Below are 24,345 nucleotides of genomic sequence, written 5' to 3' on the forward strand. Positions count from 1 at the left end.
GGAAATTTTCATTCGCCTGGACGGCTTCTGCTTGCGGATTCGTGCGTGGCTGGCGGTCCTAGCCACCTTCGATTGTTCTTTTTCCCAGGCAAAGAATTTCGTTTGACGCGACAGCCGCGCCCGGAAAAGCTATCGCTAGGCTACCCAAGGTCAGCTGCCCGAATCGAGGGTGGTTGGGGCACAGGAAATGCTGATGACGCTTCACGACGTCGCTCTCGACGACAAGTTCGATCTGGGCAAGGAGCGGATTTTCCTCTCCGGCGCGCAAGCCGTCATCCGCATGCTGCTGATGCAGCGCGAGCGCGACAGGCTCGCCGGCCTCGATACGGCGGGTTTCGTCTCGGGCTATCGCGGCTCGCCGCTCGGCGGGCTCGACCTGCAGCTGTGGAAAGCCAAGACGCAGCTGGCGCAGTCCAACATCGTCTTCCAGCCCGGTCTCAACGAGGAACTCGCCGCCACGGCCTGCTGGGGCTCGCAGCAGGCTGAGCTTTTGGGCGAAGGCAAGCACGACGGCGTCTTTTCCGTCTGGTACGGCAAGGGTCCCGGCGTCGATCGCTCGGGTGATGTCTTCCGTCATGCCAATCTCGCCGGCTCTTCGAAGAAGGGCGGCGTTCTGGCGTTGATGGGCGACGACCATACGGCCGAATCCTCGACCAACGCACACGCCACCGAGTTCCTGTTCGTCGACACGATGATTCCGATCCTCAATCCGGGCGGGGTGCAGGAGCTGATCGACTACGGACTCTACGGCTTTGCCCTGTCGCGCTTCGCCGGCACCTGGGCGGCGATCAAATGCGTCAAGGACAACATCGAGTCCACCGCCTCAGTCGACGCCTCGCTCGGCCGGCTCAACATCGTCATCCCCGAATTCGACATGCCCCCAGGCGGGCTCAACATCCGCCACGAGCTCGACCAGCTCGGTCAGGAAGCGCGGCTGCACGAATACAAGCGGGCGGCTGCGTCCGCCTTCATCCGCGCCAACAACATCAACCGCATCGTCTATCCCGGCGGCCGCAAACCCAAGATCGGCATCATCACCGTCGGCAAGAGCTTTCTCGACGTGCGCCAGGCGCTCGACGATCTCGGCATCGACGAGAGCCGCGCCAACCAGCTCGGCATCCGCCTGTTCAAGGTCGGTTGTCCGTGGCCGCTCGACATCGAGCACATCAGGGAGTTTGCCCGTGACCTCGAGATGATCGTCGTCGTCGAGGAAAAGCGTTCGTTGCTAGAGGTCCAGGTGCGCGAGGAGCTCTACGGCACCTCGATGCAGCCCAAGGTCGTTGGCAAGCGGGACGAGCGCGGCGACTGGCTGTTTCCGGCCAAGGGCGCGCTCGACCCCAACGACATCGCCATTGCCATCGGCGAGCGCGTGCTCAAGGTCATCGGCCCGTCGGAAGAGATCGCCGCCCGCGTCAGCCGCTTGCGCCAGTACCAGGCGATGCTGGCCGACACCAAGGACGTGGCGTCGCGCACGCCGTTCTTCTGTTCCGGCTGCCCGCATAATTCCTCGACCAAGGTGCCGGAGGGCTCGATCGCCGGCGCCGGTATCGGCTGCCACTTCATGTCGTTGTGGATGGACCGCAGCACCGTTGGCTTCACCGCCATGGGCGGCGAGGGCGCGCAATGGGTCGGCCAGGCGCCGTTCACCAAGCGCGAGCACATCTTCCAGAATCTCGGTGACGGCACCTACAATCACTCCGGCACGCTGGCGCTCCGCTTCGCGCTCGCCTCGGATGCCAACATCACCTACAAGATCCTCTACAATGACGCGGTTGCGATGACCGGCGGCCAGCCGCATGAAGGCAGCCTGACCGTGGACATGATTGCCCGCCAGGTCCGTGCCGAGGGCGTCGAGCGCATCGCCGTCGTCACCGACGAGCCGGACAAATATGGCGGCCGTTCGCAGTTTCCTGCCGGTACAACCTTTCATCACCGCGACGATCTTGACCTTGTTCAGCGCGAGCTGCGCGACATCAAGGGCGTCACCGTCCTGCTCTACGACCAGACCTGCGCTGCCGAGAAGCGCCGTCGCCGCAAGCGCGGCACCTTTCCGGATCCGGACAAGCGCGTCTTCATCAACGAACTCGTCTGCGAGGGCTGCGGCGACTGCGGCCTCAAGTCCAACTGTGTCTCGATCCAGCCTGTCGAAACCGAGTTCGGTCGCAAGCGCAAGATCGACCAGTCGAGCTGCAACAAGGACTTTTCCTGCGTCAACGGCTTCTGCCCGTCCTTCGTGACGGTGCATGGTGCCAAGATCCGCAAGGCCGGAGGCATAGCCGGAACCAGCGACGCGTTGCAGGGCGTGCCTGAGCCGAAGCCGTTCGCGCTCGACAGTGACGGCTGGGCAGCGATCATCGACGGCGTCGGTGGCACTGGTGTCGTCACCGTCGGCGCCATCCTCGGCATGGCCGCCCACCTCGAAGGCAAAGGCTGCGGCATGATCGACATGGCCGGCCTCGCCCAGAAGGGCGGTTCGGTGTTCACCCATGTCCGCATCGCCCGTTCGCCGGACGACATCAACGCCATCCGCGTTTCCGCCGGCAAGGCCGACCTGATCCTCGGCTGCGACCTCGTCGTGTCGGGCGCCAAGAAGGTGCTGGCGGCGGTTCGCGAAAACCACACCATCTTCGTCGCCAACACCGCCGAGATCATGCCCGGCGAGTTCACGCGCTCGGCCGACTTTTCGCTGCCGACGGAGCGGCTGAAGAAGACGATCCGCGATGCGGCGGGCGAGGCGAACGCGCATTTCTTCGACGCCACCCGCACCGCATCAGCGCTGTTCGGCAATTCGCTCGGTGCCAACATGTTCATGCTCGGCTTTGCTTTCCAGCACGGCGGCCTGCCGCTGTCGACTGAAGCGGTCGAAAAGGCGATCGCTCTCAATGGCGAAGCGGTGGCGATGAATGTCGCGGCGTTCCGCTGGGGCCGCCGCGCCGCCCATGATCCGGAGTTCGTCCGCGCCATGATCGGCCGGACCACCCGCGGCGATGAGCCTGTCGTCGCCCAGACACTCGATGAGATGATCGCACGCCGCGCCGAGTTCCTGAAAGCCTATCAGAGCGCTGCCTATGCCGAGCGCTACACCGGCCGCATCGCTGCGCTCCGGGCTGCCGAGCAGAAGGCAAAGGCGGGCTCGACAATCGTCACCGATGCGGCGGCGCGCTCGCTGTTCAAGCTGATGGCGATCAAGGACGAGTATGAGGTCGCCCGGCTCTACACCGACGGCTCGTTCCAGCGTGAACTGGCCAAGCAGTTCCAGAGCTACGACAGGCTCGAGTTCCATCTCGCGCCGCCGATCCTCGGCCGCAAGGGCGCCGACGGTGTTGCGCGAAAGTCGAACTTTGGTCCGTGGATGATGAAGGGCTTCAGGCTGCTGTCGGCGATGAAGAGCCTGCGCGGCGGTGCCCTCGACATCTTCGGCTACACCGCCGAGCGCCGCATGGAGCGTGCATTGCTCGACCGCTACGAGGCCGATCTCGAGTTGATCCGCGCTTCGCTGTCGAGTGAGAACCTTGATGCTGCGGCCGCCCTGGCATCGGTGCCGCAGCTGATCCGTGGTTATGGTCACGTCAAGCATGCGAGCGTCGACAAGGCATCGGGGGAACGGGAACGGCTGGTCAAGAGGTTGGCTGCCGCGCCGGCAAGCGCCGCCCTGCAAGCTGCCGAGTAGACGATACGACTTGTTTACCTGAACCTAAATTAGAAGTTGTGGCGGGCGATTGAGCGGCGTTACTGGCGCATAAGTGCGCGCTTTCTAAGCCTTTCTTAAGGTGGATGTGGCAGTCCTTGGCCTCCCAGGCAGGCCTCGGATGCGCAGAAGAAACAACGAGATACCGGTCGACGTCTACATACCCTTCGTGGAAACGCTTTTCCGCGATGGCGCGACGCTGGCTGTTGGTATGGTTGCGCAGACGGTCCTGATCGGCGTCGTCTGGTGGAAAACCGCTCACCCGCTCTATCTTGTCGTTGCGATGTTCATGGTGCTCGTCGCCACGTTGCGCATGCGAAACTTCCGCAAATACAACAGCTTGCCGGCTGCCGCGACGTGGGAAGAAGCGCACAAGCGCGAAAACGACTACATCCTCTATGGTACTCTGCATGGCCTGGCGCTGGGCTCGTTCTGCCTCGCCGGCATCTATTTCGCCTATGATCCTTTCGCCGAAATCGCCTCGGTCTGCGTGACGCTTGCATCGGCCACCTCGATTGCCGGCCGCAATTACGGCTCGCCGCGCATGGTGATGATCTTCACCGTCACGATGACCTGGGCGATCTCGCTCGGCTTTCTGCTGCGTGGCGATTTTTACCACGTCTTCCTGGGCCTGCTGTCGGCGCCGTTCCTCTACGCCATCCGCAAGTTCGCGGATACGGTGCGCGACGTGCTGTTCACCGCAGTGTCGGAGGAGAAGAAGGCCAACCGCCTCGCCCAGCGCTTCAATCGTGCCCTCAACACCATGTCGCACGGCCTGGTCATGCTCGGCCCCGACGGTCGCGTGGCTGTGGCCAACGCGGAAGCTGCGCATCTGATGTCGGTCAAATCGCCGGAGGCGCTGCTCGGCCGCTCGATCCATGGCCTGCTGATGCGCGGCGTCGCCGGCGGCCAACTCGCGCTCAAGGATTGCCGCTACATCGAGGCTCAGCTGACCCGCGCTTTGCGCGAGGGCAGGGACCGCAAGGTCCTGGTCTCGCTCGCCAACGGCCAGTGCCTGGAGTTCTCGGCGCGCGAAGGCAGCCAGGAGCTTGGCGTCATCACCTTCGAGGACGTGACAGCTCGTGTCGCCGCCGAAGAGAAGATCCGTTTCATGGCCCGCTACGATGGCCTGACCGGGCTGCCCAACCGCGCCTATTTCCATGAAGTGGCGGCTGAATGCGTACTCTCCGGCGACCGCGAACGGCTGTGCGCGCTCGCCGTGCTTGACCTTGACGACTTCAAGAGCGTCAATGACACGCTTGGTCATCCTGTCGGCGACGGGCTGATCTACGCCGTCGCCGAGCGGCTGGCAGCGTTTGCCTCCGATGCCGTCAAGGTCAGCCGCTTCGGCGGCGACGAGTTCATGATCTATTTCGACAAGGTCGATGACGAGAGCCATCTCAAGCTGATGCTCGACCGCATGTTCGCCGAATTGCAGGGCGAGGTCGATGTCGCCGGCCATGTGCTGCGCATCCAGGCCAGCGGCGGCGCCGTGCTCGGCAAGGTGCGTGAATCCGATGTCGATGCGATGATCGTCAAGGCCGACCTCGCGCTCTACAAGGCCAAGGAATCCGGCAAGAACAGCTGGCAGCTGTTCGAGGCGGTGATGGACGCCGCCTTCCGCAATCGCCAGCTGATGAAGGCCGATCTGCGCAATGCGGTTGAAGCGCGCGCGCTCCGCGTGGTCTACCAGCCGATCGTTTCGATGAGCACGATGCGTATCGCCAGCTGCGAGGCATTGTGCCGTTGGGATCATCCAGAGCTTGGCCCGGTCTCGCCGGCAACCTTCATTCCGCTCGCCGAGGAGATGGGCATCATCTCCGACATCAGCACCTTCGTGCTGCAGGCAGCCTGCGCCGAATGCGCCAAGTGGCCGGCGCCGATCGGCGTGTCGGTCAACCTGTCGGCCAAGGACTTCCGCGACCGCGATGTCGTCGAGAAGGTCCGCGGCGCGCTTGTGGCTTCAGGCCTCGCGCCGCATCGTCTCGAAATCGAAGTCACCGAGACGGCGCTGCTCGACGACAAGTCGTCGACGCGCAGCTACATCGAGGAACTCAAGGCACTGGGCGTGCGCATTGCGCTCGACGACTTCGGTACCGGCTATTCCAGCTTGAGCTATCTGCACAAGCTGCCGCTCGACAAGGTCAAGATCGACCGCAGCTTCCTTGCCGATGTCGCGCAGAACCCGCGCTCGCTGAAGCTGCTGAAAGGCATCGTCGACCTGTCACGGCCGCTCGGCCTGTCGGTCACCGTCGAGGGCGTCGAGACCTTCGAACAGCTCAAGATCCTCGCTGTCGAGGTCCACCCCGACCTCGTCCAGGGCTTCCTGTTCGGTTCGGCGCTGTCGTCGTCCGGCATTGAAACCATGTCCAACACCGTCTGGCCCTTTGCCAAGGACATCGGTCTCGCACGCATTTCAGCCCGCCGATAAAGTAAGCGGAAGGGCAGGTCGCCCAACTGGCAAAAACGCTTGTTCATCCATTAATTGTTAACCTTAATGGAAGGTAAATAGGAACATTTTGAATTTTATCTTTACATCAAACCGGCCTCCGCTACCCTTCGATTGGGCGGAAGTACGGGGAATACCATGACGATCCATCAAGCGACGTCCGGCGGCGACGCCGACGTCAAGAGTGGCAGTGTGTCCGGTGAAGGCTCGAGTTTCGCGAGCCATGTTTCAAGTCTGCTCGAGCGGGCCGAATACCGGCGCTGCGACAAGGGCGAAGACCTCGAAGACATCTATCGCCTCCGCTACAAGTCGTACCGTCTGAGCGACATGGTGTCGGAAAATCCCGACCACACCATCCATGATGATCTCGACGATGCCGAGAACTGCTACAAATTCGGCATCTACATTGATGGCCAACTGGTCAGCACGCTGCGCATCCATCATGCCTGTCGCGAAACGCCGGCGTCGCCGTCGACGACCGTCTATGGCGATATCCTGCGCCCCCAACTGGCGGCCGGCGCCAACTTCGTCGATCCCAGCCGCTTCGCTGCAGATCCGGACTGGTCGCGTGTCTATCCGCAGATACCTTATCTCACGCTGCGCCTGGCCGGCATGGCCTGCTTCTATTTCGACGCGCCTTACTGCCTGTCGACCATTCGTCCCGAGCATGCCGGTTTCTACCGCCGCATCTACAAGTCGGAGCAGATCGGCGAGTTGCGCGATTATCCCGGCCTCAACTATAAGGTCGTGCTCTACCGCGCCGACGTCAACAGCATCCGCGAGCGCTCGTTCCAGCGTTTCCCGTTCTTCAAGTCGACGCCGATGGAACAAAGGTTGATGTTCGGCAGGCAGCCTATGGGCGAGCTCGCGCCGCTGACCATCCTGCCGACGGCGAAATATTTTCGCGAAGCCGCCTGAGCTTCGCGTAAGGTCGGCGGCAATGTGATCCGGAATCCGCGGGAACAATGACGACGCCGACCACAAAACACCTGTTGCGGGCCGTATTGCTGCTCGGGATGATCCTGCCCGCTCCGGTGCTGGCTGCTGAAGACACGCTCACAGTCGCCAATATGACCTTCCGCACCGGCCCTTTCGCCGATGCCGGTACTCCGCTGACGGACGGCCAGCGTGACTACATGCTGATGCTCAACGAGCGCGACGGCGGTATCAACGGCATCAGGCTGAACTACGACGAGTGCGAGACCGGCTTCAGCGTCGACAAGGCTCTGGAGTGCTACGACAAGGCCAAGGCTTCGAGCCTTGTTACCCAGCCCTGGTCGCCCGCGATCACTCTTGAGTTGCTGCCCAAGGCCAGCGTCGACAAGGTACCTGTGCTCGCGCCGGGATACGGCTTCTCGGCCATGGCAGACGGCAGGCGTTTTCCCTGGGCCTTCAATCCTCCGGTCAGCTACTGGGACGGCGCCTCGATGATGCTCAAGGGCATATCGGGCGACGACCTCGACAATCTGCGTGGCAAGAAGATCGTGCTTTTGCACCTCGACGGTCCTTATGGCGAGGAGCCAATCCCGCTGTTGCAGGCATATGCCGACAGTTTTGACTTCACGCTGCTGCCCGTGCCTGTGGCGGCCAAGGAGATGCAGAGCCAGTCGGTGCAATGGGCGAAGATCAAGGCCGAGCGCCCGGATTTTGTGCTCTTGTGGGGCTGGGGCGCGATGAATGCGGGTGCCTTGGTCGAGGCGGTTAAATCGGGCTTTGCGATGGACAGGCTCGTCGGCATCTGGTGGTCGGCGCATGACGACGACGACTGAAGGCTGTGGGCGAGGCGGCGAAGGGCTATCGCGCCCTGTCGTGGAACCTGCCCGCGCCGGATGCCGAGGTGATCAAGGACATCCGCAAATATGTCATCGACGCCGGCAAGTCGCAGACGCCTGCCGAGGCGCTCGACAAGCTTTTCTACCAGCGCGGCGTCATGATCTCGATGCTGTCGGCCGAGGCGATAAAGGCGGCCCAGGAGCACTTCGACAAAAGGCTGATCAGCGGCGAACAGATGCGCTGGGGGCTAGAGAACCTCAAGATCGACGATGCCAGGCTGGCAGCCCTCGGCATGTCAGGCATGATCGGCCCGTTCGCGACGACCTGCGCCAACCATGCCGGCAATGGCAGCGCCTGGCTTTTGCAGTGGGACGGCAACCGCTTCGTCAAGGCATCGCACCCGCTGACCGCCGATGCCAAGATGATCGCCCCGCTGGTCGATCAGGAAGCCAACAAGTTCGCCACGTCGCATGCGCCATGGTCGCTCAACGAGGCTTGCAAGAACTAGGATCCCTTCCCCCCTGGCCAGTAATCGGCGCGGCCATCGCTGTGGCGCGGCGCGCCCTTGCCTGATCATGCTGAACTCATTCTCGCCCTCATCTGCCGCCAGTGCGGAGCCCGTCGCACTCAGGTAGTCGGAAGGCTTCCGGCCTGTACCGCCGCAACCTGAACAGTCGCGAACCATGTCCACTAGGCTTTCATTCGCATCTGGACAGCACCTCCGCACTGCCAGCCACCCTGCTTTTCGAAACCCGCCACCATTCCGGCATCGCAATATCAGTCATCGCTTTCGCAATAAACGCTTGCGTTTGATCAAATGAGCATTTATTTCCCCGTTGGGGATTGATAATCTTGTCGCAGCCAAAGGGCAATCTTTCCATTGCCCTGCAGCGCGCATTTAGGTATGTGCCCTTGAACTCGTTTTCCGGAGGGACTCTCATGGCTGATACCACGCCGACCGGCCCGATCGAACTTGGCGCGCAGATGGATTACGCCGAGCACGAGAAAACCTATTCGATGTTCATCATGCTGTCCAAATACGGCACGCTGTTCTGCGTGGCGCTGATGATCGCCATGGCCTTCGGCTTCTTTACGCCGGCCGGCTTCTTCTCCAGCCTCGTGCTGTTTCTGATCATCTGCGGCGTCGGCGGCTATCTGCTGCGCGACGTGCCGACCCATATCCGCTGATTGATTTCCGGCAGCCGCCGGGTTCCCGCGCCGGTTCGTGTCACGGCCAATTTCCGGTCGAAGCTGAACCGACGGTCTTCCTGCGAAGAGCGTGGACCAAAAGCGGCTGCACGCAATAACCTTGCCGGCGAAGCGCCCGGCAGGGCATGGTCCTGATAAGTTTTGGTGCGGGTGCGTCGGCGGTCTTCTCGTCACTAGCCCAGTCGATTTCGTTGGTAAGGCGCGACGCGTCTGTGTGCGTCCGGCACTTTACGTTTGGTAAGGTTCAGCCGAAAGGACGTCACGGTGGGCCAGACGATATTCATACCCAGAGAGCTTGATGCGATTGAGAGCCGCGTAGGGGCTTCACCGGATACGGTGAAACGCCTTGTGGGTCTTGGCTTCGAGGTTGTTGTCGAGACGGGCGCCGGCACCTTGTCGCGCATTCCCGATGCCGATTATGCGGGCGGTGGGGGCTGTCATCGGCAAGGCCGGCGATGCCGCCAAGGCCGATGTGGTGCTCAAGGTGCGCCGTCCCTCGGAGGCCGAGGTCAAGGGCTACAAGCCGGGCGCTGCCGTGCTTGCCACCATGGATCCTTATGGCAACGAGGCCGGTTTGGCGGCGATGGCCAAGGCGGGGGTGACGGCGTTTGCCATGGAGTTCATGCCGCGCATCACCCGAGCCCAGGTGATGGACGTGTTGTCGTCGCAGGCCAATCTCGCCGGCTACCAGGCAGTCATCGACGGTGCTCGGAATATGACCGGGCGCTGCCGATGATGATGACGGCAGCCGGTACTGTTCCTGCGGCCAAAGTGTTCATCATGGGCGTCGGCGTCGCCGGCCTGCAGGCGATTGCCACCGCACGCCGCATGGGCGCGATCGTGACGGCCACCGACGTGCGTCCGGCTGTGAAGGAGCAGGTCGCCTCGCTCGGCGCAAAGTTCCTCGCCGTCGAGGACGAGGAGTTCAAGGCCGCCGAACCCGCAGGCGGTTACGCCAAGGAGATGTCCAAGGAGTACCAGGCCAAGCAGGCGGCGCTGACTGCCGAGCACATCGCCAAGCAGGACATCGTGATTACCACGGCACTCATCCCGGCCGTCCGGCGCCGAAGCTGGTGTCGGCGGCTATGGTCGCCTCGATGAAGCCGGGTTCGGTGCTTGTCGACCTCGCCGTCGAGCGCGGCGGCAATGTCGAGGGTGCGGTGCCGGGCAAGGTCGTCACGTCAGCCAATGGGGCAAAGATCGTCGGCCATCTCAACGTGCCGGGCCGGGTCGCGGCGTCCGCCTCGCTGCTTTACGCCAAGAACCTGTTCGCCTTCCTCGAGACCATGGTCGACAAGGCCACCAAGCAGATCGCCATCAACCGCGACGACGAGCTGGTCAAGGCAACAATGCTGACCGATGGCGGCAAGGTGGTGCATCCGAACTTCGCCAATGCTGCAGCGGTTGCCGTGGCGGACAAGCCAAAGCCGATCGTGGCCGGCCAGAACCGCGGCGACGACCCGGCGAGCGATGGTGCTGCACCTGCCAAGGCAGCGGCGAAGAAGCCGGCCGCCGCCAAAGCGGACAAATCGGCGGCTGCGAAAAAGCCCGCTGCCCAAAAGCCACTGCCAAGAAGTCGGCGCCAAGCGCCGGCGCGAAGACATCATCTGAGGGAGACGCGTGATGGAAGGTCTTCAGAAAGCCCTCGACCAGCTCGACCAGGCGGTTGCCGCCGTCCGGCTCGGCGTCAGGATCTCGCCACATCTGAAGGTGCGGCCGAAGCTGCCGGCAATGCGGCACATGCCGTGTCAGGCGGGGCGATCGACCCGTTCGTGTTCCGCTTCGCCATCTTCGTTTTGGCGATCTTCGTCGGCTATTACGTCGTCTGGTCGGTGACGCCGGCCCTGCACACGCCGCTGATGGCCGTCACCAACGCGATCTCCTCGGTCATCGTCGTCGGTGCGCTGCTGGCCGTCGGCATCGCCGCTTCCGGCCTTGCCACCGGCTTCGGCTTCGTCGCCCTGGTGCTGGCCTCGGTCAACATCTTCGGCGGCTTCCTCGTCACCCAGCGCATGCTGGCGATGTACAAGAAGAAGGACAAGTGACGTGACCCTGAACCTCGCTTCCTTCCTCTCTCGTCTCCGGCATCCTGTTCATCCTGGCGCTGCGTGGCCTGTCGCATCCGACCACCAGCCGCAAGGGCAACACCTACGGCATGATCGGCATGGGCATCGCCATCGTGACCACGCTGGCGCTGGCCAAGCCTCTGCCGGCGGCCTCGGCCTGATCGTGCTCGGCCTCGTTATCGGCGGCGGTGTCGGTGCGGTCACCGCCCGACGCATCGCCATGACCTCGATGCCGCAGCTGGTCGCTGCCTTCCACAGCCTCGTCGGTCTGGCCGCCGTCATGGTTGCCGCTGCTGCGATCTATGCACCCGAAAGCTTCGGCATCGGTGCCGTCGGCGCCATCCATGGCCAGGCGCTTGTCGAGATGAGCCTTGGCGTTGCCATCGGCGCCATCACCTTCACACCGGCTCGGTCATCGCCTTCCTCAAGCTCGACGGCCGCATGTCGGGCAAGCCGATCATGCTGCCGGCCCGCCACCTGATCAACGCCGCCCTCGGGCATCGGCCTGTCGTGCTGATCGTGCTCCTGGTCACCACCCAGTCGACGACCATCTTCTGGCTGATCGTGGCATTGTCGCTTGTGCTCGGCGTGCTCCTGATCATCCCGATCGGCGGCGCCGACATGCCTGTCGTGGTGTCGATGCTGAACTCCTATTCGGGCTGGGCAGCAGCGGCACTCGGCTTCACGCTTGGCAATCTCGCGCTGATCATCACCGGTGCGCTGGTCGGCTCGTCCGGTGCGATCCTGTCCTACATCATGTGCAAGGGCATGAACCGCTCGTTCATCTCGGTCATTTGGCGGCTTCGGCGGCGAGACGGCGGCAGCTGTCGACGACGGCATCCAGCGCACGGTCAAGACGGGTGCTGCCGACGACGCCGCGTACCTGATGATGAACGCCCAGAAGGTCATCATCGTGCCGGGCTACGGCATGGCCGTCGCCCAGGCCAGCATGCGCTGCGCGAGATGGCCGACAAGCTCAAGGCCAATGGTGGAAGTCAAATATCCACCCGGTCGCCGGCCGCATGCCCGGTCACATGAACGTGCTGCTTGCCGAGGCCAACGTGCCTATGACGAGGTCTTCGAGCTCGAAGACATCAACTCGGAGTTCTCGCAGGCCGACGTCGCTACGTCATCGGCGCCAACGACGTCACCAACCCGTCGGCGCGTGACGACAAGAGCTCGCCGATCTATGGCATGCCGATCCTCGACGTCGACAAGGCCCGCACCTGCCTGTTCGTCAAGCGCAGCCTCGGCTCCGGCTATGCCGGCATCGACAACACGCGCTGTTCTACAAGGACGGCACCATGATGCTGCTCGGCGACGCCAAGAAGATGACCGAAGAAATCGTCAAGGCCATGGATCACTGAGAAAACACTCTCAGCCATCCACACGCCGACAAACAAAAGCCCGGCAACGCCCGGGCTTTTTTGTTGCCTTGAACTGGCATAGGCTGCCCCTGTTTCTGAACAGTCTTCTTGCTGAATAGTCTTCGCTCTTGTCAGGGGGGATTTGCGATGAATGTCAGCCCCGCACCAATACGGCCTGCGGCCAAGGACAATGCGCGCCAGGCCGTGGTCATCGTCCACGGCATGGGCGAGCAGCGGCCGATGGATACCATCCGCAGCTTCGTCAGTGCTGTCTGGAGTTCCGATCTCAGTCGGACGGAAGGCAAGTTCGGTGCGCGCAAGCCGGATCCTGACGGTGATGGCCTGATCAACAAGAGCTGGGTCCACCCTGACCGGCGCGCGCGGTCCTACGAGCTGCGCCGCATCACCACGCCCGATGACGTCGACGGACGGCGGACCGAGTTCTACGAGCTCTACTGGTCCGACATTACTCAGGGCACCACCGTCCAGCGCCTCGTGGCCTGGGTGAAGGGCCTTTTGCTGCGCAAGTGGTCGGATGTGCCCGTCGACGCACGGCGGCTCTACATCGCCGCCTGGGCGGTCACTGCGCTGATCGCTACGCTGCTCATCGTTCCCAACCTGATCGAGTGGTTCGGGCTGGGCAAGGTGCTCTTCCCCGGCTGGGTCTGGAGCATCGCTGCCGTGGCCGTCGGCTGGCTGGTCAGCCAGTTCCTGGTGCCCTATTTCGGCGACGTTGCCATCTATGTCCGGGCCGAGCCCGACACCATTGTCAAGCGAACAGAAGTGCGGGAGAGGGGGCTGGCGCTGCTGCGCGGGCTGAACGACGACCCGGCCTATGACCGCATCGTCGTTGTCGCCCACAGCCTGGGCACCATCGTCGCCTACGACATATTGCAGCTGTTGTGGGCCGAACGCGCGCCGAGCGGCCGCAACAGGCGCAGCGAGCCGGAGCTGCTCAAGGCGTTCCGCGCTGTCGGCAAGAAGGCGCTGCCCATCGACAGCGCCGAGCGCGCCAAGGTCACGATGGATGCCGCAGAGCTGGCTGAGTTTCGCGGCCTGCAATGGCAGCTCTATCGGCAGCTGAGCAGCGCACCGTCCGACAAGCTCGACAGCTGGAAGGTCAGCGATTTCGTCACCTTCGGCAGCCCGCTCACCCATGCCGAGTTCCTCGTTGCGCACAATGCCGCCGACTTCGCCAAGGCGGTCGACGAGCGGCTGCTGTCGACATGCCCGCCGGTGTCGGAAGGCAAGACCCCCAACATCCTCTACCCCTCGCGGTTGCCTAGATACCCACACCACGCTGCGGTCTTTTCCGCGACGCGCTGGACCAACATCCACGACAAGGGCAATGGCTGGCTGACCGGCGATCCGATCTCCGGACCGCTGGTCGAAAATTTCGGCCCCGGCATCCTCAACATCCAGGTCAGCCTGACCTGGGCGCTCGGCCGTATCTTCACCCACACCAATTACTGGTCGACGGCGGCCGAGGGCTGGGAGGTGCTGCCTTCTGGTGAGCGCGGCCCGCGTAGCCATCTCGACGTGCTGCGCGACGCCGTCGATCTCGGCCGCAAGGCGGCCCCCGATCCGCCTAAGCCGCGGCCCGCCGCGCGCCGGCGCATCAAGCCGGCTGGTCCGGCCGTCTAGGGCGTTTCCGCTATTCTTCGAATCGCGGATCTCTTTTTTTGTTGGCGCAATTCCGGACGGAGAACCGCCACACACTTTAGCGCTGGGCTTCGGTTGCCATCTTCACGGCCATACCGGCCAGCACCGTGCCCATCAGCCAGCGTTGCACCTCGACCCAGCCGGGGTTGCTGGCGAGGAAGGAGGAGATCGAACCGGCGGAGATGGCGATGAGTGCGTTGACCGTAATGCTGATCGAGATCTGGATCGTGCCGAGCACCAGAAGCTGGGTCAGCACGCTGCCGTCGGCCGGATCAATGAACTGCGGCAGCAGCGACAGATAGAGCACGGCGACTTTGGGGTTCAGCAGATTGGTGAGAAAGCCCATGGCAAACAGCTTGCGCGGCGTGTCCTTGGGCAGCTGCCGCACCTGGAAGGGCGAACGTCCACCCGGGCGAAGGGCCTGCCAGGCGAGCCAGAGCAGGTAGGCGGCGCCGGCGAAGCGGATGGCGTCATAGGCGTAAGGAACGGCGAATATCAGCGCCGTGATGCCGAAGGCCGCGCACAGCATGTAGACGACGAAACCGAGCGCCACCCCGCCGAGCGAGATCAGGCCGGCCCTGGGGCCCTGGCTCAGCGAACGCGACACCAGGTAGATCATGTTGGGGCCCGGTGTCAGCACCATGCCAAGGGCAATGGCAGCAAATGCGATCAGGCTGGCTGTCTCGGGCATGCACATTCCCCTCCGCGCTGGATCTCCGGCTGGGCGCAGAAATGCCCGGAAATCTCGAACCGGGAAAGAGGGCAGGCGCGACCGAACGATTGCGGCAGATGCCGCGTCATCGGCACAAAAAAATGCCGGAGCGCTGTTTGCACCCCGGCACTTTGAAACGGTGACTGCAGCTTACTTGAGAGGTGCGGTCAGCTGCAGCGCGCCGATCGCCACGGCGGCGTTAAGGCCGGTCTGGTTGGTCAGGCTGACCGGCTGCAGCGCGATCGAGCGGCCGGAGCCGCCGACGAGCACGTTGGCGCCGAGGCCGACTGCGACCGTCGCTTCGGCTGTCGCGCCGAGATAGTTGCCGGCGAGGCCGCCCGGGTCGTAGACGTCGCGACTCGGCGCCAGTACCAGCCATTCCAGCGCGCCGCCGGTGGTGGTGCCGATGTCGACGCCGTATTTGTTGATGCGGCCGGAATAGATCTCCTGGGCGCGGTTGCCGAAGGCTGGCGTAAACGTGCACTGCATGTCCTTGCTCGAGCCGATGACAAAGCCGGTGCCGCCGTTGACGGTGCAGCTGAGCATGCCGAGCTTGGCGCCGAACTGCGCGTGTGCGGGTGCCGCAAAGGGCACCAGGGCAAGGGCAAGGATGGCGAGCTTTTTCATTTGGGGGAATCCTTTCAGGCATGAAGCGATATCAACCGCATAGCCGCCGAAAGGTTCCCTCAGGCGCGGCTAGCCGATCTCACGCAATCGCCGGCGAATCTCGCCAGCGAAACGCATCACGCGCTCCGGCTGCGGCTTTTCTGCGGCATAAAACGACAGCATGGCGAAGCGGGCCTTCGGCGCACAAGCCTTGAACACACCCCATTTCAGGATGCGGCGCACCGGACGGCGCATGAGCAGCCGGTCAATCCACCACGGGCTGCCGAGTGTGGTGATGACAACGACATGGCGGAGCTTGCCGAGCAGCGGCTTGATCGGGCCGAAATCGCTGCCGTGATCAAAGGCGATGCCAGGGGCGAACACCCGGTCGACCCAGCCCTTCAGCATCGCCGGCAGGCCGAACCACCAGGTCGGGAACACCAGCACCAGCACCTCGGCCTCGCGCAGGGTTTTTGGGTGGGCGTCGAGTGCCGATGCGTCGAAGCGCTCGCCATAATAAGAGCTACGCTCGGCGGGTGTCAGGCGCGGATCGTAAGCTGTGCGGTAGAGGTCGAGCAGCTCGACCTGATGGCCGGCGCCGGTGAGCTCGGCGATTGCCGTCTCTGCGAAATGTCGGTTCAGGCTGTCGGGCAGCGGATGCGACAGCACGACGAGGCAGTTCATGGCAATGCCTCGCCGCGAAAGGTCAGGCGCCGCCGCGTGTGCGGGCGAGGCCGTCGACAGCAGGCTTGTAGTTGGGGTCGAGGCGCACTGCCTCGGCATAAGCCTTGGCGGCCTTGGCCTTGTCGCCACGACGCTCGTAGATCAGCGCCTGGTTGGCCCAGCTTTCAGCGATCTTGCCGTCGAGCTTGATTGCCATATTGAAGTCGGCGAAGGCGTTGTCGTCGTCGCCGGTGGCGAGATAAGACAGGCCGCGGCCGTTATACGGCTCGGCTGCGTCAGGCGACAGTGAGATCGCCTTGGAGAAATCCTCGAGCGCAAATGCGTGCTGGCCCTGCTGCTGATAGATCAGGCCGCGATTGTGGTAGGCGCGCGGGTCGGTGGTGTCGAGCTCGATCGCCTTCTGGAAATCGTTGAAGGCGTCCTGGGTGCGGCCCGCCTTGCGGTAGAGATTGCCGCGGCCGATATAGGCAGCGTCATAGGAGGCGTTGAGCTGGATCGCCTTGTTGTAGTCGGCCAGCGCCGAGGCCTGGTTGCCCATGAAGCGGTAGATCAGCGCCCTGTTCGAGTAGGCCTGATAGAAGTTCGGATTGAGCTGCAGCGCCCGGTCGAAGTCCTGCAGTGCCTCGCGGTATTTGCCGCCGCGGCCATAGGCCGAGCCGCGCACATTGTAGGCTTCGGGGTCGTTGGGATTGCTTGAGATGACGGCACTCAGCGACGAGATGTTCTCGCTCGAACCCTGCATCGTGTCGATGCGGGTCAGCTCGCCGGCCGGGCCGGACGACTGGCAGCCGGCAACGGCCATGGATACCAGCACGAGAGCTGTCATGGCGCCGCCGCGCAGCAGGGAGTTGCGGTTGCTCATGACTGCATTCATCGCTGCGTGTCCCTCGCTTGCGCCTCTACGGCTTGAGCGCCGCGTCCGGTGACGTCCGGACAAAACAAAAAGGTGGCGGCGATTTTTGGTCGCCCCACCTTGTCGTTATCCTTCGAAAAGGACCAAAGATTGGCAGATCAACGTGCCGGACGTGCGCCAGCGCCTGCACCAGCGGCAGCGGCCGGGCGCGGCGTGCTGGGCAGCAGGCCTTCGCGCTGGGCGCGCTTGCGGGCCAGCTTGCGGGCGCGGCGAACGGCTTCAGCCTTTTCGCGAGCACGCTTTTCCGAAGGCTTCTCGTAGTGACCGCGCATCTTCATTTCACGGAAGATGCCTTCGCGCTGCATTTTCTTCTTCAGCGCGCGAAGCGCCTGGTCAACATTGTTATCGCGGACGAGTACCTGCACGTGTGATCCTGTCTTTCGGGTTCGTAATCTGGAGGCTACGGCAATAGCCACAACGCCTCCACGATGGGTTCCACCGGGAATTGTTGGCGGCAGATAGCAGAATCAGCCCTGCTTGTCCACTGCAAAGGCCGCACTTCCTGCGGTCTGTGCGAAAAGTGGCACCGCACCGTGCCCACTTCCGCCGCATTCCTTGTCAAGGAAGCCACTCTCATTTCCAGTTCCCATAGGCAAGCCCGTCCATGCGTTCACTGATTTTCGCCCTGGCGCTCACTGCCGCCATTCCGCAGGCGCACGCGGCCGATCTCATCGGCTTCTGGGACAAGCCGCAGCATGGCGGCAACAGCTTCAACCGCCTGCCGCCGGATCAGGCTTATTTCGATGCGCTGCGCGGCTATGGCGCCACCTGGGTGCGCCTGTCCTATGACAAGTGGAAGCCGGAGAAGCGCGACTTCCTGATCGGCACCGCCGACAAGTATGACGGCCTTGTCGCCTCCGACGTGAAGACGCTGAAGCAAGTGCTCGACCGCGCCGACAAGGCCGGCCTCAAGGTTGTCATCGCACCGCTATCGCTTCCCGGCATGCGCTGGGCCCAGAACAACGACAGGAAGTTCGACGGCCGCCTGTGGGCCGACAAGGAATACTGGACCCAGGCCGCCGCCTTCTGGCGCGACCTGGCGCGCGAACTCAAGGACCATCCGGCCGTCGCTGCCTACAACATCGTCAACGAGCCGACGCCGGAAAAGGAAGGGGGGCTCGCCGAGCACGCCAACATCGCCGAGATGCGCGCCTGGTACACCAAGAATGCCGGCAGCTCGCGTGATCTCAGGGCCTTCTACGACACGGTCATCGCGGCGATCCGCGAAGTCGATCCTGCGACCCCAATCATGGCCGACGCCGGCTGGTATGCCGCGGCCGACGCCTTCTCTTATTGGCCGGCGGGCCTCGCCGATCAGCGCGTCCTTTACTCTTTCCACATGTACGAGCCTTATGCCGCGACCAGCGCGCCCAACATGAAGCGCGACAAGCCCTACGCCTATCCAGGCAAGGTGCCTTACGGCAACGGCGAGGAGAGATGGGATGCCGAGCGCGTCCGCGCCTATCTCGACCAGCCGGTCGAGTGGGCGGAGAGCCGCGGCATCGCGCGCAACCGCGTCGTCGCCGGCGAGTTCGGCTGCATGCGCCGCCTGCCGTTCTGCAAGCAGTATCTCGAGGACGTGCTGACCAACCTCGACGAGGACAAGCTGCACTGGGCCTTCTACAGCTTCCGCGAAGACGCCTGGGACGGCATGGACTACGAGCTCGGCTCGGGCAAGGTGAACTGGAAATATTGGGAAGCGCAGGAGAATAACGAGCCCGATCCGGTCAAGCGCAAGTCGACGTCCGAGTTCGAACCGATCTCCAAGCGCTTGGCGGCGGGCAAGTAATCGTTATTGGCGCAATTCCGGACGGACCACGCTTTCCCCGGAACTGCGCTACGCCAAAAACTTCAGTCCGTTGACGATCTTGTCGACGAGCTTGCGGTCGCCATGCAGGCCGAGCCCGACGATGTCGAGCCCGGCGGCAGGCGTTGCCGCCACCGAGGCGCGGTTGTCGGCGTCGTTGTTCGTTACGAACAGCGGCCGCGAGTAGATCGAAAACGCCATGCCGCGCGAACGGGCCCGCTCGAAGGTTCGCCGTATCGTCTGGCTGTCCGCGCCATAGACGAAGACAGGTTCGCGGATCATCGCGAGATAAAAATTGTCGTCATTGTCCTTGTAGGGCTCGCCTGCCATTTCGGGATAACCGTGCATCAGCCCGCCGGTCAGGAATGCCGAGACATTTACCTTCTGCCAGGGCGCGAGTTCGTCGAGGAGGATGAGAGCGGTCTTGGTCGGGTACATCATGACCCAAGGCTAGCCGCGTCCGGCGTAAGGGTCTTGAACGTTTGTGCGAGCGCCACGACATTGCGGTTTCAGCCAGCGCGGACCCGCATGATGTCTCCCGCATCAATGACCGAAGACTTCATCGCCACCGACGAGCCGGTCCACGGGCTGCAGCGTCTGGTCGCGCGCTTCGGTGGCCACGCCTACGATCCGCATCGCCACGAAACCTATGCCGTCGGCCACACGCTTTGGGGCGCGCAGGCCTTCCGTTATCGTGGCAGCGACCGGATCAGCGTCCGGGACGAATGCATGGTCATCCATCCCGATGAGGTGCATGACGGCCATGCCGGTGTGCCCGATGGCTTTTCCTACCGCATGCTCTACATCGAGCCGTGGCTCGTCTGTCGGGCGCTGGGCCGCGACAGCCTGTTGCCCTTCGTGCCCGAAGTGGTCGAGCGCGATGCCGCACTTGCCGCTCTGATCGACGATGCCTTCGCCGATTTCCCCTATCCAATGGAGCTGCTGCAGGCCGATGCCTTCGTCGCCGATGTTGCGGCGCACCTCGCCCGGCGCAGCGATGACGCCGGGCTGCGGCGCGTGGCGGCACTGCCCGTCGACGAGGTCGCCGTAGCACGCTCGTTCCTGACCGAAGAGTTCGACCGGCAGGTGACGTCAGGCGACCTCGAACGCATCACCGGCCTCGACCGCTTCGAGCTTGCCCGTGCGTTCCGCCGGCTTCTCGGCACCTCGCCGCACCGCTATCTCGTCGGGCGCAGGCTGGCGCACGCGCGCTCCCGCATGGCCGCGGGCGAGGGGTTGGCCGAGGCTGCTGCGGCTTCCGGCTTCGCCGACCAGAGCCACATGACACGCCATTTCCGTGCCCGCTTCGGCATCACGCCGGGCCGCTTCACAGCCCTTGCGCGCGCTGGCACCCGCTGACAACTGGACCGTACAGTACCGCAGCGTGCACCATGAAAGGCGCGGCCTGCGGGTCTATGTCAGCCTGTCCCTAGAAATGCGCCCGGAGCTTTTGCCGTGACCGATACAGCCATACCCGCCCGTTCGTCGTCCGCCGATGGCACGGTGATGGCAATTCTTCTCGCGGTCAGCTTCAGCCATTTCCTCAACGACGTCATGCAGTCGCTGATCTCGTCGCTCTATCCGATGCTGAAGGACGACTATAAGCTCGACTTCTGGCAGATCGGCCTTCTGACCACGACCTTCCAGGTCACCGCGTCGCTGCTGCAGCCGGTCATCGGCATGTACACCGACAAGAAGCCACTGCCATTCTCGCTGCCCGTCGGCATGTGCCTGACGCTGATCGGCCTGCTGACGCTGGCCTTCGCGCACAGCTATTCGATGCTGCTCGTCGGCTCGGCCTTCGTCGGACTGGGCTCGGCGATATTCCATCCCGAATCGTCACGAGTCGCGCGTCTCGCCTCCGGCGGCCGCTTCGGCCTCGCCCAGTCGCTGTTCCAGGTCGGCGGCAATTTCGGTTCGGCGCTCGGGCCGTTGCTGGCCGCCTTTATTGTCGTGCCCCTGGGGCAGGGCGGCATTGCCTGGTTCTCGATCGCTGCCATGGTCGGCATCGTCGTGCTCATCCGTGTCAGCGTCTGGTACAGCCGCCACATCGTCAGTTCCGCCAAGCGCGCGGCGCCGACCTTGTTCAACCCGCTGCCGCGCAACAAAGTCATCTCGGCGCTGGTCGTGCTGGCCATCCTGGTCTGCTCCAAGCAGGCATACACGGCCAGCCTGTCGAGCTACTACACCTTCTATGTCATCGAGCGCTTCGGCGTGTCGGTGCAGGAATCGCAGTATCTGCTGTTTCTGTTCCTCGGCGCGGCGGCACTCGGCACCTTCCTCGGCGGCCCGATCGGCGATCGCTTCGGCGCCAAGACGGTGATCTGGTTCTCGATTCTCGGCGTTTTGCCGTTCACGCTGATGCTGCCTTATGCCGACCTGTTCTGGACCAAGGTGCTGACCGTGCTGATCGGCCTGATCCTGGCCTCGGCCTTCTCGGCCATCGTTGTCTTCGCCCAGGAGCTGGTGCCCGGCCGCGTCGGTCTCATCGCCGGCATCTTCTTCGGCTTTGCCTTCGGCATTGGCGGCATCGCTGCCGCGGTGCTGGGTGTGATCGCCGACTCGCGCGGCATCGAATATGTCTTCAAGCTCTGCTCGTTCCTGCCGATGCTGGGCCTGCTGACCGTGTTCCTGCCCAACATGAAGGCCGCGCGCCTCGGCGCGGCCTGATCGGATCGCCTTGGCGGCCCGGAGATTCGCAACTCTGGGCCGTGCCAATTTCAGAGTCGGTTGATCGACACGCCGCCATCGGCCAGCAGGGCGGCACCCGTGGTGAAGCTCGAGGCTTCCGAAGCGAGATAAAGCGCCGAGCGGGCGATCTCCTCGGGTCGGGCGATGCGCTTTAGCGCGTGCAGACCCTCGACGAAGGCGCGTTCTTCGGCGGTCTTGAACGTCGCCATCGGCGTGTCGGTGCCGCCGGGCAATAGGGCGTTCACGCGGATGCCTTGCGCGCCATATTCGGCAGCCAGCACCTGCGTCAGGCCGATCAGGCCGGCCTTGCTCGCGGCATAGGCCGCCATGCCGGGCATGCCGGCGGTGTAGCCGACGAAGGTCGAGGTGAAGATCAACGAGCCGCCGCCACGTTCCAGCATTGCCGGGATCTGGTGCTTTGCGCCGAGATAGGCACTGGTCAGATTGGTCTCCATCACCTCTGTCCAGCTTGCCAGTTCCAACCCGGTGATCGGGCCCATTTCGCCGACGAGGCCGACATTGTTGAAGGCAATGTCGAGACCGCCGAACTCGGTGGTAGCAAGCTCGACGAGGGCACGCGCGAAGCTTTCGTCCCTGACGTCGCCGGCGAGCGTCGCTGCCTCGCATCCGTCGGCCCGCATCTCCGCTGCCAGCGCTTCCAGCCCGGTCGCCCCACGTGCCGCCAGCACAACCTTGGCGCCCTGCGCAGCGAACAGCTTCGCCGTCGCCCGGCCGATGCCAGAGCTCGCTCCAGTCACCAGAGCCACTTTTCCGTTCAGTCCAAACATCGTACTTGCTCCATGCACGTTCAGCCAGCGGGCTCCGCTGGCCTGGTCGTGTCATTCGCAATAGCCAGGCTTGCCAGCCACCCGATATCTGCGGCGGAAATCGACGACGAACCCGATGGCGCAAACCCATGGCGCAAAACGGCAGGCCCCGTCGCAAACAGTCCAAGGCTGGTCGTCGGATTTCGCTAGTGCTACACCTCGCGCTCCCAAGCTTCCGGCATCAGCGAGGCCCTGAAAAAATGCGGAAATATTCGGTTTTTGCCATAGCCCGCGAGGCGATGCGGGGACACAAGGGCTGGGAGGAACAGTGGTCCTCGCCTGAGCCGAAAAGCGAATACGACGTCATCATCGTCGGCGCCGGCGGCCATGGCCTGGCAACTGCCTATTATCTCGCCAAGGAGCACGGCATCACCAATGTCGCGGTGCTGGAAAAGGGCTGGCTCGGTGGTGGCAACACCGGCCGCAACACCACCATCATCCGCTCGAACTACCTCTATGACGAATCGGCCGGCATCTACGACCATGCGCTGAAGCTGTGGGACGGGCTCAGCCAGGACCTCAACTACAACGTCATGTATTCGGCGCGCGGCGTGATGATGCTGGCGCACAACGTCCATGACGTGCAGGTGCTGAAGCGCCATGTCCACGCCAACCGGCTGAACGGCATCGACAATGAATGGCTGACGCCGGAGCAGGCCAAGGAGTTCTGTCCGCCGCTCAACATCTCGGCCTCGGCGCGTTATCCCGTCGTTGGCGCCGCCTTGCAGCGCCGCGGCGGCACCGCTCGCCACGACGCGGTTGCCTGGGGCTATGCCCGCGGCGCCTCCGATCGCGGCGTCCACATCATCCAGAATTGCGAAGTGACGGGCGTGCGCCGTACGCCCGACGGTCGCGTCTCGGGCGTCGAGACCTCGAAGGGCTTCATCGGCGCCAAGAAGGTCGGCGTCGTTGCCGCAGGGCACACCTCGGTCATCATGAACATGGCCGGCGTGCGCATGCCGCTCGAAAGCTACCCGCTGCAGGCGCTGGTATCGGAGCCGGTCAAGCCGGTATTCCCGTGCGTTGTCATGTCCAACACGGTACATGCCTACATCTCGCAGTCCGACAAGGGCGAGCTGGTCATCGGCGCCGGCACCGACCAGTACATTTCCTATTCGCAGACCGGCGGCCTGCACATCATCAACCACACGCTCGATGCGATCTGCGAGATGTTCCCGATGTTCACGCGCATGAAGATGCTGCGTTCGTGGGGCGGTATCGTCGATGTCACGCCGGACCGTTCGCCGATCCTGGCCAAGACGCCGGTGCCGGGGCTCTACGTCAATTGCGGCTGGGGCACGGGTGGTTTCAAGGCAACGCCGGGCTCGGGCAACGTCTTTGCCCACACCATTGCCCGCGACGAGCCGCACCCGATCAACGCGCCCTTCACCATCGAGCGCTTCCGCACCGGCCGTCTCATCGACGAGGCGGCAGCCGCAGCCGTCGCGCACTGATGACAACGCTCGCCGCCACCATAGCGGCCGTGGCCGCGCCCTTCGTCCTTGCCGACGAAAGGGGCATGCTGCACGTACCCGATGCCAGCGAGGTCCGGCTGCAGACGATCAGCCGCAGCGACAACGAGGCGGAGTGGCCGTTCTCGGTCGCCTCGGGCCTGCTTGCGTGTGTGTGGAGTGGCGGGCGCCGGGTCGTTTCTTTCATCGACACGCCTGACGATCCCGATGATGAGCACGATGCGCCGCCTGGGCGCCACGTCATCGTCTCGGCCAACCCGTTCGAGCTTACCTTCCTCAACATCTCAAGCCGCGACCTGTTCCTGCCGGCCGACAACGTCGAGACGCTGATCAAGCGCGTCGCTCCGTTCGAGGCCTTGGGGCGGCGGCTCTGCGACCAGCCGCAAGGCACCACAATCGGCCCCGGCGAACTCTAGGGA

19 protein-coding genes and 3 pseudogenes are annotated in these 24,345 nt (G+C 63.7%); 15 read left to right on the forward strand and 7 right to left on the reverse strand.

Features of this window, described 5'->3' with window-relative positions; genetic code table 11:
* The first annotated feature begins 193 nt into the window (after positions 1-193).
* The 10 genes and pseudogenes from SLT36_RS08975 to SLT36_RS09020 all read left to right on the forward strand — a co-directional run bounded on the left by SLT36_RS08975 (position 194) and on the right by SLT36_RS09020 (position 14,196).
* The gene (locus SLT36_RS08975) at positions 194-3,670 is read left to right on the forward strand and encodes an indolepyruvate ferredoxin oxidoreductase family protein (protein WP_432286944.1); all 3,477 of its coding nucleotides are present in this window, start codon (positions 194-196) and stop codon (positions 3,668-3,670) included.
* Between the two features lie 139 nt (positions 3,671-3,809).
* The gene (locus tag SLT36_RS08980; protein ID WP_432286945.1) at positions 3,810-6,119 is read left to right on the forward strand and encodes a putative bifunctional diguanylate cyclase/phosphodiesterase; all 2,310 of its coding nucleotides are present in this window, start codon (positions 3,810-3,812) and stop codon (positions 6,117-6,119) included.
* Positions 6,120-6,275: 156 nt separating this feature from the next.
* Positions 6,276-7,055, forward strand: a complete 780-nt coding sequence (locus SLT36_RS08985) for an N-acyl amino acid synthase FeeM domain-containing protein (protein ID WP_432286947.1) — start codon at positions 6,276-6,278, stop codon at positions 7,053-7,055.
* 47 nt (positions 7,056-7,102) lie between these two features.
* Positions 7,103-7,906 (forward strand): ABC transporter substrate-binding protein, encoded by an 804-nt coding sequence (locus SLT36_RS08990; protein WP_432286949.1) that lies wholly within the window; start codon positions 7,103-7,105, stop codon positions 7,904-7,906.
* A gap of 5 nt (positions 7,907-7,911) precedes the next feature.
* The gene (locus tag SLT36_RS08995) at positions 7,912-8,418 is read left to right on the forward strand and encodes a hypothetical protein (protein WP_432286950.1); all 507 of its coding nucleotides are present in this window, start codon (positions 7,912-7,914) and stop codon (positions 8,416-8,418) included.
* A 431-nt stretch (positions 8,419-8,849) separates the two neighbouring features.
* On the forward strand, positions 8,850-9,098 hold the full coding sequence (locus SLT36_RS09000) for an aa3-type cytochrome c oxidase subunit IV (RefSeq protein WP_067958134.1): 249 nt from the start codon (positions 8,850-8,852) through the stop codon (positions 9,096-9,098).
* A gap of 285 nt (positions 9,099-9,383) precedes the next feature.
* Positions 9,384-10,516, forward strand: a pseudogene (locus SLT36_RS09005) (Re/Si-specific NAD(P)(+) transhydrogenase subunit alpha); the annotation flags it as partial.
* Between the two features lie 226 nt (positions 10,517-10,742).
* Positions 10,743-11,164: pseudogene (locus SLT36_RS09010) on the forward strand (proton-translocating transhydrogenase family protein).
* Position 11,165: 1 nt separating this feature from the next.
* A pseudogene (locus SLT36_RS09015) lies at positions 11,166-12,552 on the forward strand (NAD(P)(+) transhydrogenase (Re/Si-specific) subunit beta).
* A 147-nt stretch (positions 12,553-12,699) separates the two neighbouring features.
* Complete coding sequence (locus SLT36_RS09020; protein ID WP_432286951.1) at positions 12,700-14,196, forward strand: hypothetical protein; 1,497 nt, start codon at positions 12,700-12,702, stop codon at positions 14,194-14,196.
* A 76-nt stretch (positions 14,197-14,272) separates the two neighbouring features.
* On the opposite strand, the gene SLT36_RS09025 is transcribed toward SLT36_RS09020, so the two are convergent.
* The 5 genes from SLT36_RS09025 to rpsU all read right to left on the reverse strand — a co-directional run bounded on the left by SLT36_RS09025 (position 14,273) and on the right by rpsU (position 17,494).
* Complete coding sequence (locus SLT36_RS09025) at positions 14,273-14,905, reverse strand: LysE family translocator (RefSeq protein ID WP_432286953.1); 633 nt, start codon at positions 14,903-14,905, stop codon at positions 14,273-14,275.
* Between the two features lie 171 nt (positions 14,906-15,076).
* Positions 15,077-15,553: a DUF992 domain-containing protein gene (locus SLT36_RS09030; RefSeq protein WP_067958149.1), complete on the reverse strand. Its 477-nt coding sequence runs from the start codon at positions 15,551-15,553 to the stop codon at positions 15,077-15,079.
* Positions 15,554-15,622: 69 nt separating this feature from the next.
* Complete coding sequence (locus tag SLT36_RS09035; RefSeq protein ID WP_432286954.1) at positions 15,623-16,216, reverse strand: NAD(P)H-dependent oxidoreductase; 594 nt, start codon at positions 16,214-16,216, stop codon at positions 15,623-15,625.
* A gap of 22 nt (positions 16,217-16,238) precedes the next feature.
* On the reverse strand, positions 16,239-17,078 hold the full coding sequence (locus SLT36_RS09040; RefSeq protein WP_371746472.1) for a tetratricopeptide repeat protein: 840 nt from the start codon (positions 17,076-17,078) through the stop codon (positions 16,239-16,241).
* 149 nt (positions 17,079-17,227) lie between these two features.
* Entirely contained in the window at positions 17,228-17,494 is a 267-nt protein-coding gene (rpsU, locus tag SLT36_RS09045; RefSeq protein WP_067958156.1) for a 30S ribosomal protein S21, read from the reverse strand.
* Positions 17,495-17,733: 239 nt separating this feature from the next.
* Here rpsU and SLT36_RS09050 point away from each other — a divergent pair, with 239 nt between their 5' ends.
* On the forward strand, positions 17,734-18,918 hold the full coding sequence (locus SLT36_RS09050) for a glycoside hydrolase family 5 protein (protein WP_432286955.1): 1,185 nt from the start codon (positions 17,734-17,736) through the stop codon (positions 18,916-18,918).
* Positions 18,919-18,966: 48 nt separating this feature from the next.
* On the opposite strand, the gene SLT36_RS09055 is transcribed toward SLT36_RS09050, so the two are convergent.
* Positions 18,967-19,377: a DUF2000 family protein gene (locus tag SLT36_RS09055; RefSeq protein WP_432286956.1), complete on the reverse strand. Its 411-nt coding sequence runs from the start codon at positions 19,375-19,377 to the stop codon at positions 18,967-18,969.
* Between the two features lie 90 nt (positions 19,378-19,467).
* On the opposite strand from SLT36_RS09055, the gene SLT36_RS09060 reads away from it, so the two are divergent.
* A complete protein-coding gene (locus SLT36_RS09060; RefSeq protein WP_432286957.1) occupies positions 19,468-20,295 on the forward strand; it encodes an AraC family transcriptional regulator in 828 nt (275 codons plus the stop codon).
* A gap of 147 nt (positions 20,296-20,442) precedes the next feature.
* Positions 20,443-21,606, forward strand: a complete 1,164-nt coding sequence (locus SLT36_RS09065) for an MFS transporter (protein WP_432288294.1) — start codon at positions 20,443-20,445, stop codon at positions 21,604-21,606.
* Between the two features lie 50 nt (positions 21,607-21,656).
* Here the strand turns inward: SLT36_RS09065 and SLT36_RS09070 are convergent, their stop codons facing one another.
* Positions 21,657-22,415 carry an SDR family oxidoreductase gene (locus tag SLT36_RS09070; protein WP_432286959.1) on the reverse strand — a complete coding sequence of 253 codons (759 nt, stop codon included), beginning with the start codon at positions 22,413-22,415 and terminating at the stop codon, positions 21,657-21,659.
* Positions 22,416-22,654: 239 nt separating this feature from the next.
* Between SLT36_RS09070 and SLT36_RS09075 the strand changes: the two genes are divergently transcribed.
* Complete coding sequence (locus tag SLT36_RS09075; RefSeq protein ID WP_192314681.1) at positions 22,655-23,908, forward strand: sarcosine oxidase subunit beta; 1,254 nt, start codon at positions 22,655-22,657, stop codon at positions 23,906-23,908.
* Positions 23,908-24,342, forward strand: a complete 435-nt coding sequence (locus SLT36_RS09080; RefSeq protein ID WP_432286960.1) for a hypothetical protein — start codon at positions 23,908-23,910, stop codon at positions 24,340-24,342. The genes SLT36_RS09075 and SLT36_RS09080 overlap by 1 nt, the downstream gene beginning before the upstream one ends.
* The last annotated feature ends 3 nt before the right edge of the window (positions 24,343-24,345 follow it).

The sequence above is a fragment of the Aminobacter sp. BA135 genome (assembly GCF_050859125.1).
Lineage (GTDB): Bacteria > Pseudomonadota > Alphaproteobacteria > Rhizobiales > Rhizobiaceae > Aminobacter > Aminobacter ciceronei.

Coding starts and splice junctions, on each gene's coding strand:
- SLT36_RS09080 (WP_432286960.1), top strand. CDS start 23,908: ATGACAACGCTCGCCGCCACCATAGCGGCCGTGGCCGCGCCCTTCGTC.
- SLT36_RS09040 (WP_371746472.1), bottom strand. CDS start 17,078: ATGAGCAACCGCAACTCCCTGCTGCGCGGCGGCGCCATGACAGCTCTC.
- SLT36_RS08975 (WP_432286944.1), top strand. CDS start 194: ATGACGCTTCACGACGTCGCTCTCGACGACAAGTTCGATCTGGGCAAG.
- SLT36_RS09060 (WP_432286957.1), top strand. CDS start 19,468: ATGTCTCCCGCATCAATGACCGAAGACTTCATCGCCACCGACGAGCCG.
- SLT36_RS09025 (WP_432286953.1), bottom strand. CDS start 14,905: ATGCCCGAGACAGCCAGCCTGATCGCATTTGCTGCCATTGCCCTTGGC.
- SLT36_RS08990 (WP_432286949.1), top strand. CDS start 7,103: ATGACGACGCCGACCACAAAACACCTGTTGCGGGCCGTATTGCTGCTC.
- SLT36_RS09035 (WP_432286954.1), bottom strand. CDS start 16,216: ATGAACTGCCTCGTCGTGCTGTCGCATCCGCTGCCCGACAGCCTGAAC.
- SLT36_RS09065 (WP_432288294.1), top strand. CDS start 20,443: ATGGCAATTCTTCTCGCGGTCAGCTTCAGCCATTTCCTCAACGACGTC.
- SLT36_RS09070 (WP_432286959.1), bottom strand. CDS start 22,415: ATGTTTGGACTGAACGGAAAAGTGGCTCTGGTGACTGGAGCGAGCTCT.
- SLT36_RS09030 (WP_067958149.1), bottom strand. CDS start 15,553: ATGAAAAAGCTCGCCATCCTTGCCCTTGCCCTGGTGCCCTTTGCGGCA.
- SLT36_RS09050 (WP_432286955.1), top strand. CDS start 17,734: ATGCGTTCACTGATTTTCGCCCTGGCGCTCACTGCCGCCATTCCGCAG.
- SLT36_RS09000 (WP_067958134.1), top strand. CDS start 8,850: ATGGCTGATACCACGCCGACCGGCCCGATCGAACTTGGCGCGCAGATG.
- SLT36_RS09055 (WP_432286956.1), bottom strand. CDS start 19,377: ATGATGTACCCGACCAAGACCGCTCTCATCCTCCTCGACGAACTCGCG.
- SLT36_RS08985 (WP_432286947.1), top strand. CDS start 6,276: ATGACGATCCATCAAGCGACGTCCGGCGGCGACGCCGACGTCAAGAGT.
- SLT36_RS09075 (WP_192314681.1), top strand. CDS start 22,655: ATGCGGAAATATTCGGTTTTTGCCATAGCCCGCGAGGCGATGCGGGGA.
- SLT36_RS09020 (WP_432286951.1), top strand. CDS start 12,700: ATGAATGTCAGCCCCGCACCAATACGGCCTGCGGCCAAGGACAATGCG.
- SLT36_RS08980 (WP_432286945.1), top strand. CDS start 3,810: ATGCGCAGAAGAAACAACGAGATACCGGTCGACGTCTACATACCCTTC.